The organism is Nocardia wallacei, assembly GCF_029869545.1.
In the GTDB taxonomy this organism is placed as follows: Bacteria; Actinomycetota; Actinomycetes; order Mycobacteriales; family Mycobacteriaceae; genus Nocardia; species Nocardia wallacei_A.
The window spans coordinates 22718-30282 of the sequence record NZ_JARWQD010000220.1 but is presented as its reverse complement, the minus strand read 5'-3'; the positions used below and the strand labels follow the sequence as shown (position 1 = coordinate 30282).

The following is a 7565-nucleotide window of genomic DNA, read 5'->3' as shown; positions in this document are numbered from 1 at the left end:
TTGCCCGCGGGTTAATTCAATGGGCCGCCTTTACCACCCGGGGGGGGTTCGTTTAAAACCGGGGGGGGGCAAAAATTTTCCCCCCCCCGCGGTTTGCTCAGTGCAGGTCCTGCAGGCCCGGCGCCGCAGCGTCCTTGGGGGAGCGGATGAATGTCAGAGGCTTGCCGTCGCGGCCCACCGTGGGCCATTCGATCCCCAGCTCGGGGTCGAAAGCGTCCAGGTCCCGGTCGAATTCGGGGGTGTATTCGAGCGAGCACAGGTAGGTGGCGGTGGATTCGTCCTCGAGCGAGAGCAGGGCATGGCCGAGACCCTCGGTCAGGAATACCGAGCGGCGGTGCACATCGTCGATCACCACCGCGTCCCAGGTGCCGAAGGTGGGCGAGTCGCGGCGCAGGTCGACCACCACGTCGAGGAAGGCGCCGCGCACGCAGGTCACGTACTTGGCCTGCCCGGGCGGATCCTCGGTGTAATGGATGCCGCGCAGCACCCCGGCGGCCGAGGTGGAGGTGTTGACCTGCAGCAGATCGAACGGGCGCCCGACCGCCTTCTCGAACTCCGACGCCTTGAACGATTCGACGAACACCCCGCGCTCGTCGCCGCGCAGCGTGGGCGTGAACTCCCACGCGCCGGGCACGGCGAGCTCCCGGATCCGCATGCTCATCGGAACTCCATTCCGGCGTGGTCGGCCCCGTCGTACCCGCGCCCGTGCTCGAGCAGGCCGAGCAGGTACCCGCCGTATCCGGAGCGCACCAGTGGCTCGGCCAAGCGGCACAGCTGCTCGTCGTCGATGTAGCCCATGCGCCAGGCCACTTCCTCGGGTACCCCGATTTTCAGCCCCTGCCGCTCCTCGATGGTCCGCACGTAGTTGGCGGCGTCGAGCAGCGAATCGAAGGTGCCGGTGTCCAGCCAGGCGCTGCCGCGGGCCAGTACCTCCACCGACAGCCTGCCCTGTTCCAGATAGGTGCGATTGATGTCGGTGATCTCGTACTCGCCGCGCGACGACGGCCGCAGCCCGCGGGCGATCTCGACCACGTCGTTGTCGTAGAAGTACAGCCCCGGAATCGCGTAGTTGGACCGCGGCAGCTTCGGCTTCTCCTCGATGGAAACGGCCTTGCCGCCGGCGAATTCGATGACGCCGTACGCGCTCGGGTCCGACACCCGGTAGGCGAATACCGCGCCGCCGTCGAGGCGCTCGAAGCGGCGCAGCCGGGTGCCGAGCCCGGGGCCGTGAAAGATGTTGTCGCCCAGCACCAGTGCGGCCGAATCGCCGCCGATGTGGTCGGCGCCGAGCACGAATGCGCGCGCCAGCCCGTCCGGCTCCGGCTGCACCACGTAGTCGATCGACAGCCCGAACGCGGAGCCGTCGCCCAGCAACCGGCGGAACGCGTCGGCATCCTCCGGGGTGGTGATGACGAGGATGTCCCGGATGCCGGCGAGCATGAGCGTCGACAGCGGGTAGTACACCATCGGCTTGTCGTACACCGGGACCAACTGTTTGCTCACCCCGCGCGTGATCGGGTGCAGCCGTGACCCGGTGCCACCGGCCAGGATGATTCCGCGCATGTCACAGCAGTCTGCCATTGCCCGCATCCGAGGGCTCGGCGAGGTTCCGAGTAGACCGCGAAACGATCACGGCGGTTTACCCGGACCACGAAACGGCGACGAATTGTTGCGTAGGTCACGTTCGCGTGGTGTCCTCGAAGGACACCGTGTGAGATGTCAGCGCCGACAGCTCGCCGCCGGACTCCGGCTGCCGGTTCGTCGCGCCCGGAGTGAGGTAGGTGCGCCATGGTGGCGATCCCGGTCGGTGCGAGCGGTCAGGCCCGCGAATTCCCCAGCGAACCAGGCATTGTCGTGAACCCGGACGGAGGCAGCCCGGTGTCGCGCGCGCTGCAGCTGGCCTGCCGGGGTGTGGTGCGGCCGATCGTCCGGCACTTCCCGATCCATCCGGCGACCATGCCGCTGGCGAGTACGGTCGTCGACGGCCTGGCCCGGCTGCGCCCGGCGCCCTCCGGCGTGGAGCGGGAAGGGGTGCGGCTCAGCGGTTTTCGCATGGAGATATTGCGGCCCGCCGGTGCCCGGCGGTCGCTGCGCGACGGCGCCGTGATGTACATGCACGGCGGCGGTTTCTTTCTCTGCGGCCTGGATTCGCATCGACCGGTCGCGGCCGCGCTGGCCCGGCGCACCGGCCTGCCGGTGCTGAACGTCGAATATCGCCAGCTGCCCGGCACTTCCATCGCCGGATCGATCGAGGACTGCCTCACCGCCTATCGCTGGCTGCTGCGGCACGGCGCCGATCCGGCGCGGATCGTGTTCGCGGGCGACTCGGCGGGCGGCTTTCTCAGCTTCGCTACCGCGTTGCGCGCCATCGCATCCGGCTTGCCCGCGCCCGCCGGGCTGGTGGGGCTGTCCCCGGCGCTGGATCTGGACTGCGAGGCCAAGCGTGACTACGTCAACATCGGCCGCGACGCCTACATCCCGCTGTCGGCGATGCGGCAGATGGTGCGCTACGGGACGGGCACGGGCGCCGAGTGTCGCGTCCTCGATCCGGCGCTGTCGCCGGTGAACGGCGAGCTGGCGGGCCTGCCGCCCGCCCTGTTGATCGTCGGCGAGGACGAATTACTGCGCTACGACTGCGAACTCATGGCCCGGCGGCTCACCGCGGCCGGGGTGCCGAATTCACTGGAGCTGTGGCGCGGACAGGTGCACGCGTTCATGAGCATCGCCCCGGGGCTGCCGGAGAGTCGCGCGGCGCTGGGGCGGGTGGCGCGTTTCGTGCGGGCGCGGATCGAGGCCGAACGCGCGGCACGCACGGCCTGAACGAAAGGCACCCCCGCACAGCACGGCTGGGCGGGGGTGCCTTCGAATTGTTACTTGGCGGGCGGGTTGAACGGCTGGTTGATGGTGGTGAAGTACTGCGCCGCGGCCGCGATCGCCACCGGGGCGGTGATCAGCAGCTGACCGGCCAGGGTGCCCAGGGCGCCGATGGCGATGATGCCGCCGAGGCAGCCGACGGCGGCGGCCGGGATGAACGGGCCGAACAGGCCGACGATGGTGGCCGAGGCCACGGTCGCGCCGGCGATGCCACCGAGGATGCAGCCGACGGCGCCGCCGCCGATGCCGCCCACCAGGGTGCCGATGGCGGCGCCGGTGGAGATGGTGTCCTTCATGCGGTTGAAGGCGGCCTGCTCACGGTCGTACGGGGTCTTCCACGGCGCCGACTCCTCGAACGGCAGGGCGACCGGCTTGTAGGTCGCGTGCGCCATGTCGAACTGCGGGGTCAGGGTCGCGGTGTTGCCGGAGATGTCCGCGGCGATCGGGAACACGAAGTCGTCGACACGGAAGTTCAGTTCCTGTCCGGCCAGGGTGGTTCCGTTGGCGGCCTTGATCTTGAAGACGCCGTTCTCGTTGACCAGGGATCCACCGTCGGTGGAGATGACGGTGTGGGTCTCGGTGGTGGTCGCCTTGTAGTTGACGACGCCCTCATCGGCGGCCGGGGCCGCGTTCACGGTACCGGCGGTCACGCCGAGCGCGGCGATCAGCAGTGCCGACGTCGCGGCGAATTTCCTCATCAGCATTTTTTTTGGAACCTCGGTAGAGAGTGTGGTTCGGGGGGACATGAGAATCGAAATGGAAGCCAGCTAACGAGCGGTGAACCTGCCGTGACCGTTCATTCAAATTCTGTTCACCACCGGGTCGTTGCGGCTTGTGGGATTTTGGAAACATGCAGCGCGCGTGCTCTTTTCGTGGCAGGTAGGACGCTCGCTGCTCCCACCTCCGGTGAGTGCATGTGTCGAAGGTCACACCGCTCCGGTGGGTTGCTTAATAAAATCGTGATTTGCATCGCTCGCCGTCGGCGTCGCTCGGCGAAATAACAGACTGCCCGGTTGGACCGTTTGGTACCAATAGAAATTTTGTTGCACATTTTCGCCGCCGCGGCGCATGTCCGTGCGTCCCGCTCCGGAGGCAGCCGATAGTGTGGACGATCGTGCGATTGCTCGTAACCGGGGGCGCCGGGTTCATCGGTGCCAACTTCGTCCACCAGACCCTCGCCGAGCGACCCGACAGCCGGGTGGTGGTGCTGGACAAGCTCACCTATGCCGGCAACCGGTCCTCGCTGGAGCCGGTCGCCGACCGCATCGACTTCGTGCACGGCGACATCGCCGACCTGGAGCTGGTGGACCGGCTCGTCGGCGGGGTGGACACGGTCGTGCATTTCGCCGCCGAATCGCACAACGACAACTCGCTGGCGCAGCCGTGGCCGTTCGTGCAGACGAATATCGTCGGCACCTATTCGCTGCTGCAGGCGGTGCGGCGGCACGACGTGCGGTATCACCACATCTCGACCGACGAGGTGTACGGGGATCTCGCCGCCGACGATCCGGCTTTCGGCGAGTCCACCCCCTACAACCCGTCCAGCCCGTATTCGGCCTCCAAGGCCTCCAGCGACATGCTGGTGCGCGCCTGGGTGCGCTCGTTCGGGGTGCGCGCGACGATCTCCAACTGCAGCAACAATTACGGCCCGTATCAGCACGTGGAAAAGTTCATTCCGCGCCAGATCACCAATCTGATCGACGGGGTGCGGCCGCGGCTGTACGGCGCGGGGCACCAGGTGCGCGACTGGATTCACGTCGACGACCACAATCGCGCGGTATGGGCGATTCTCGACCGCGGCCGGGTCGGGCAGACCTATCTGATCGGCGCGGACGGTGAACTCGACAACAAGGCCGTCGTGCGGTTGATCCTCGCCGAATTCGGCCGGGACCCCGACGATTTCGACCACGTCACCGACCGGCCCGGCCACGATCAGCGCTACGCCATCGACGCCACCCTGCTGCGCACCGAACTGGGGTGGGAGCCACGGTATTCCGATTTCCGCTCCGGGCTGGCGGACACCATTCGCTGGTACCGCGAGCACGAGGACTGGTGGCGCCCGCAGAAAGAGGTCACCGAGCGGGCCTACGCCGACGCCGGAGAAAAGGTGCTCTGACGCTCAGCCCCACACCAGGAAGTGGTACTTGGCGACGGCGGCCGCGAGCGAGATCACCGTGGCGACCACGATCGCGATCGCGGGCCCCCGCGACGGCGTCACCCCGCGACCGTTCGTCAGCCGCAACGGCATCCACCGCAGCAGCACCGCGAACGCGGCGATCGCCAGGGGCACGAAATAGCGGCCCTGCACGCCGTCGACGAGGTAGTAGCCGACCGGTGAGAACGACATGTACAGCGTCACATAGATCATCGCGACGCTCGCCAGCACGGTGAGCGCGACGACCCAGGTGCGCAGCCGATCCGCGGTCATCCGCTCGGAAATTCCCAGGCCGACCGCGAATGCCAGCAGACAGGCCAGAATCGACACCGCGGGCACGTCGATATAGGCGAATCCGAGTTCCCCGAAGAACTGGGTGAACCAGCGCTGATCGCGGAACCAGATGCTCTCGACGAAGGTGCTCAGGAAATCCATGGGGTGCTTCAGAATTCCGTTCAGCTGGTCGCTGGGACGGACCGAATGCCATTGGGCGGGCGGGCGCATCAGCCCCATGCCGTCGGTGGTGGGTCCGGCGATCTTCATCCACACCGCGAATGCCCCGGCGCCGATCGCCGCGCAGCCCCACGGAATCCAGCGCCGCCAGCTCGAGAATCCGTACTGCCGGGCCGGAATCAGCACCGTCAGCATGGCCAGCAGCACGTAGGTCGGCTTACACAGCGGCAGCGCGACGGTCGCGGCGAGTGTCACCGCGATCTCCGTGCGCGACAGCTTTTCGCCGAGGAACAAGCCCTTCACCAGCAGGCAGGACACCAGCACCGCGAGCGCGTTGGTGAGCGTGTCGGCGGTGACCGTCCCGGCCTGGAACAGCGCGATCGGCAGCACCGCGACGGCGAAGGCCAGCCACTGCAGCCGGAACTTGCGCAGCACCCACAGCGCGAATCCGACGACGGCCAGATAGGCGACCAGCCCGGCCAGCCGCGTCACCAGCATCATGCCGCCCACGTCGAGGTCGAGCGCCTCCGCCAGCCGGATGCCCACGGCCGCAGGCACATACGGGACCGGGGAGTAGGCCGCGGTGTTGGTGAACCAGACCGGCTTCTTGGCATCGGTGGTGACCGGCGCCGATTCCAGCAGCCGGTAGGAGATGCGATCGGCCGCCATCGGCTCGGGCTCGGCGGGCTTGCGGTTGTAGTCGTAGAACGCGTAGCCCATCAGGCCGTCGATGCTCAGCGGGACGTCGCCGCCGTAGGCGATGCCGCGATCGTCGTGGATGCGCTGCGGCAGGAATCCGCCGTGCGCGACCTGGTAGGCCCGCCCGAACTGGGTGATCTCGTCGTGTCCCCAGAACGGCGGCGTGACCACGGCCCACACGGCCCCGAAGAGCGCGGCGATCACGAGGAAGGCCGCGGTGGCCGCGCCCAGTTTGTGCTGCACCCAGCCCATGGCCCGGCGCAGCGGATCGACTCTGGGGGGCGTCTCCGCCGTCGTCTCGGTCGCGGCCTCGTGCCCGTTCCCGGAGTGCCCCGCATCGGTGGTCTCCGGCCGGGCCTGGGTTGTCATCGGCGAGCCTCGCCGACCCGATCCTCGTTCTCCGCGCCCACCGCCGAATACCGCAGGTACATCAGGCGCGCGGCCTCGTGCCGGGAGCGGCGGATGCCGTCGAGAATCAGGCCCGCGGTCCAGGCCAGGCTGCCCAGCAGCAGCAGCGTGAAGCCGAGGAACAGCGTCGGGAAGCGCGGTACCTCGTGGGTCTCGTAGAACTCGATGACGATCGGGGTGATCAGGATGACCGACACCAGCCACGCCAGGGTGCCGAACAGGCCGTAGAACGCCACCGGGCGCTCGTGCCGGGCCAGCCCGGCGATCAGGTTCAAGATCTTGAAGCCGTCGTGGTAGGTGCGCAGCTTGCTCTCGCTGCCCGCGGGGCGGTCGCGGAATCCGACGCGCACCTGGGTCTGCGGCACCCGCAGGTGCAGCGAATGCACGGTCAGTTCCGTCTCGATCTCGAATTCGCGCGACACCGCCGGGAAGCTCTTGACGAACCGGCGCGAGAACACCCGGTAGCCCGAGAGCATGTCCTCGACATTCTCGCCGAATACCTTGCCGACCACGCCGTTGAGCACCTTGTTGCCGGTCTCGTGGCCGGTCCGGTAGGCGTTCTCGCCCTCGTTCTGCTTGCGCACGCCGAGCACGTGATCGTAGGGGCCCTCGAGCAGCGTCTTGATCATCACCGGCGCGGCGAAGGCGTCGTAGGTGTCGTCGCCGTCGATCATCACGTAGACGTCTGCCTCGATATCGGCGAAGGCGCGGCGCACCACATTGCCCTTGCCCTTGGTGTGCTCGGTGCGCACGATCGCGCCCGCCGCGCGCGCACGGTCGGCCGTGGCATCCGTGCTCAGGTTGTCGTAGACGTAGACGACGATGCCCGGTACGGCGGCCTTCAGGTCGCCGACGACCTTGGCGACCGCGGCCTCCTCGTTGTGGCAGGGCACCACTGCGGCGATGCGAAGCTCGGTGGAATCCACCCCGTCAGTCCTCAGTTTGCTCGGACGGTGAAATACGGAACACCGGGAGG

General features: G+C 67.9%; 7 protein-coding genes. 2 read left to right on the top strand and 5 right to left on the bottom strand.

The window, feature by feature from the left end; genetic code table 11:
* Nucleotides 1-97: 97 nt before the first annotated feature.
* Nucleotides 98-655, bottom strand: coding sequence for a dTDP-4-dehydrorhamnose 3,5-epimerase family protein (locus tag QH290_RS18850; RefSeq protein ID WP_280384257.1), 558 nt, complete (start codon nt 653-655; stop codon nt 98-100).
* A gap of 2 nt (nt 656-657) precedes the next feature.
* Complete coding sequence (rfbA, locus tag QH290_RS18845) at nt 658-1563, bottom strand: glucose-1-phosphate thymidylyltransferase RfbA (protein WP_280267496.1); 906 nt, start codon at nt 1561-1563, stop codon at nt 658-660.
* Nucleotides 1564-1788: 225 nt separating this feature from the next.
* Between rfbA and QH290_RS18840 the strand changes: the two genes are divergently transcribed.
* Nucleotides 1789-2820, top strand: a complete 1032-nt coding sequence (locus QH290_RS18840) for an alpha/beta hydrolase (RefSeq protein ID WP_280384255.1) — start codon at nt 1789-1791, stop codon at nt 2818-2820.
* Between the two features lie 50 nt (nt 2821-2870).
* Here the strand turns inward: QH290_RS18840 and QH290_RS18835 are convergent, their stop codons facing one another.
* Nucleotides 2871-3578 (bottom strand): DUF8020 domain-containing protein, encoded by a 708-nt coding sequence (locus QH290_RS18835; protein WP_280267494.1) that lies wholly within the window; start codon nt 3576-3578, stop codon nt 2871-2873.
* A 410-nt stretch (nt 3579-3988) separates the two neighbouring features.
* Here QH290_RS18835 and rfbB point away from each other — a divergent pair, with 410 nt between their 5' ends.
* Entirely contained in the window at nt 3989-4990 is a 1002-nt protein-coding gene (gene rfbB, locus QH290_RS18830) for a dTDP-glucose 4,6-dehydratase (protein ID WP_280384253.1), read from the top strand.
* Nucleotides 4991-4993: 3 nt separating this feature from the next.
* Here rfbB and QH290_RS18825 read toward each other — a convergent pair whose 3' ends face one another.
* Both QH290_RS18825 and QH290_RS18820 read right to left on the bottom strand, forming a co-directional pair.
* The gene (locus QH290_RS18825) at nt 4994-6550 is read right to left on the bottom strand and encodes a DUF2142 domain-containing protein (protein WP_280384250.1); all 1557 of its coding nucleotides are present in this window, start codon (nt 6548-6550) and stop codon (nt 4994-4996) included.
* Complete coding sequence (locus QH290_RS18820; protein ID WP_280267491.1) at nt 6547-7515, bottom strand: glycosyltransferase; 969 nt, start codon at nt 7513-7515, stop codon at nt 6547-6549. The genes QH290_RS18825 and QH290_RS18820 overlap by 4 nt, the downstream gene beginning before the upstream one ends.
* Nucleotides 7516-7565 lie beyond the last annotated feature (50 nt).

What these genes read in the sequence shown, in the direction of transcription:
- QH290_RS18850 (WP_280384257.1), bottom strand. Translation starts at nt 655, where the DNA reads ATGCGGATCCGGGAGCTCGCCGTGCCCGGCGCGTGGGAGTTCACGCCC.
- rfbA (WP_280267496.1), bottom strand. Translation starts at nt 1,563, where the DNA reads ATGCGCGGAATCATCCTGGCCGGTGGCACCGGGTCACGGCTGCACCCG.
- QH290_RS18825 (WP_280384250.1), bottom strand. Translation starts at nt 6,550, where the DNA reads ATGACAACCCAGGCCCGGCCGGAGACCACCGATGCGGGGCACTCCGGG.
- QH290_RS18835 (WP_280267494.1), bottom strand. Translation starts at nt 3,578, where the DNA reads ATGCTGATGAGGAAATTCGCCGCGACGTCGGCACTGCTGATCGCCGCG.
- QH290_RS18840 (WP_280384255.1), top strand. Translation starts at nt 1,789, where the DNA reads ATGGTGGCGATCCCGGTCGGTGCGAGCGGTCAGGCCCGCGAATTCCCC.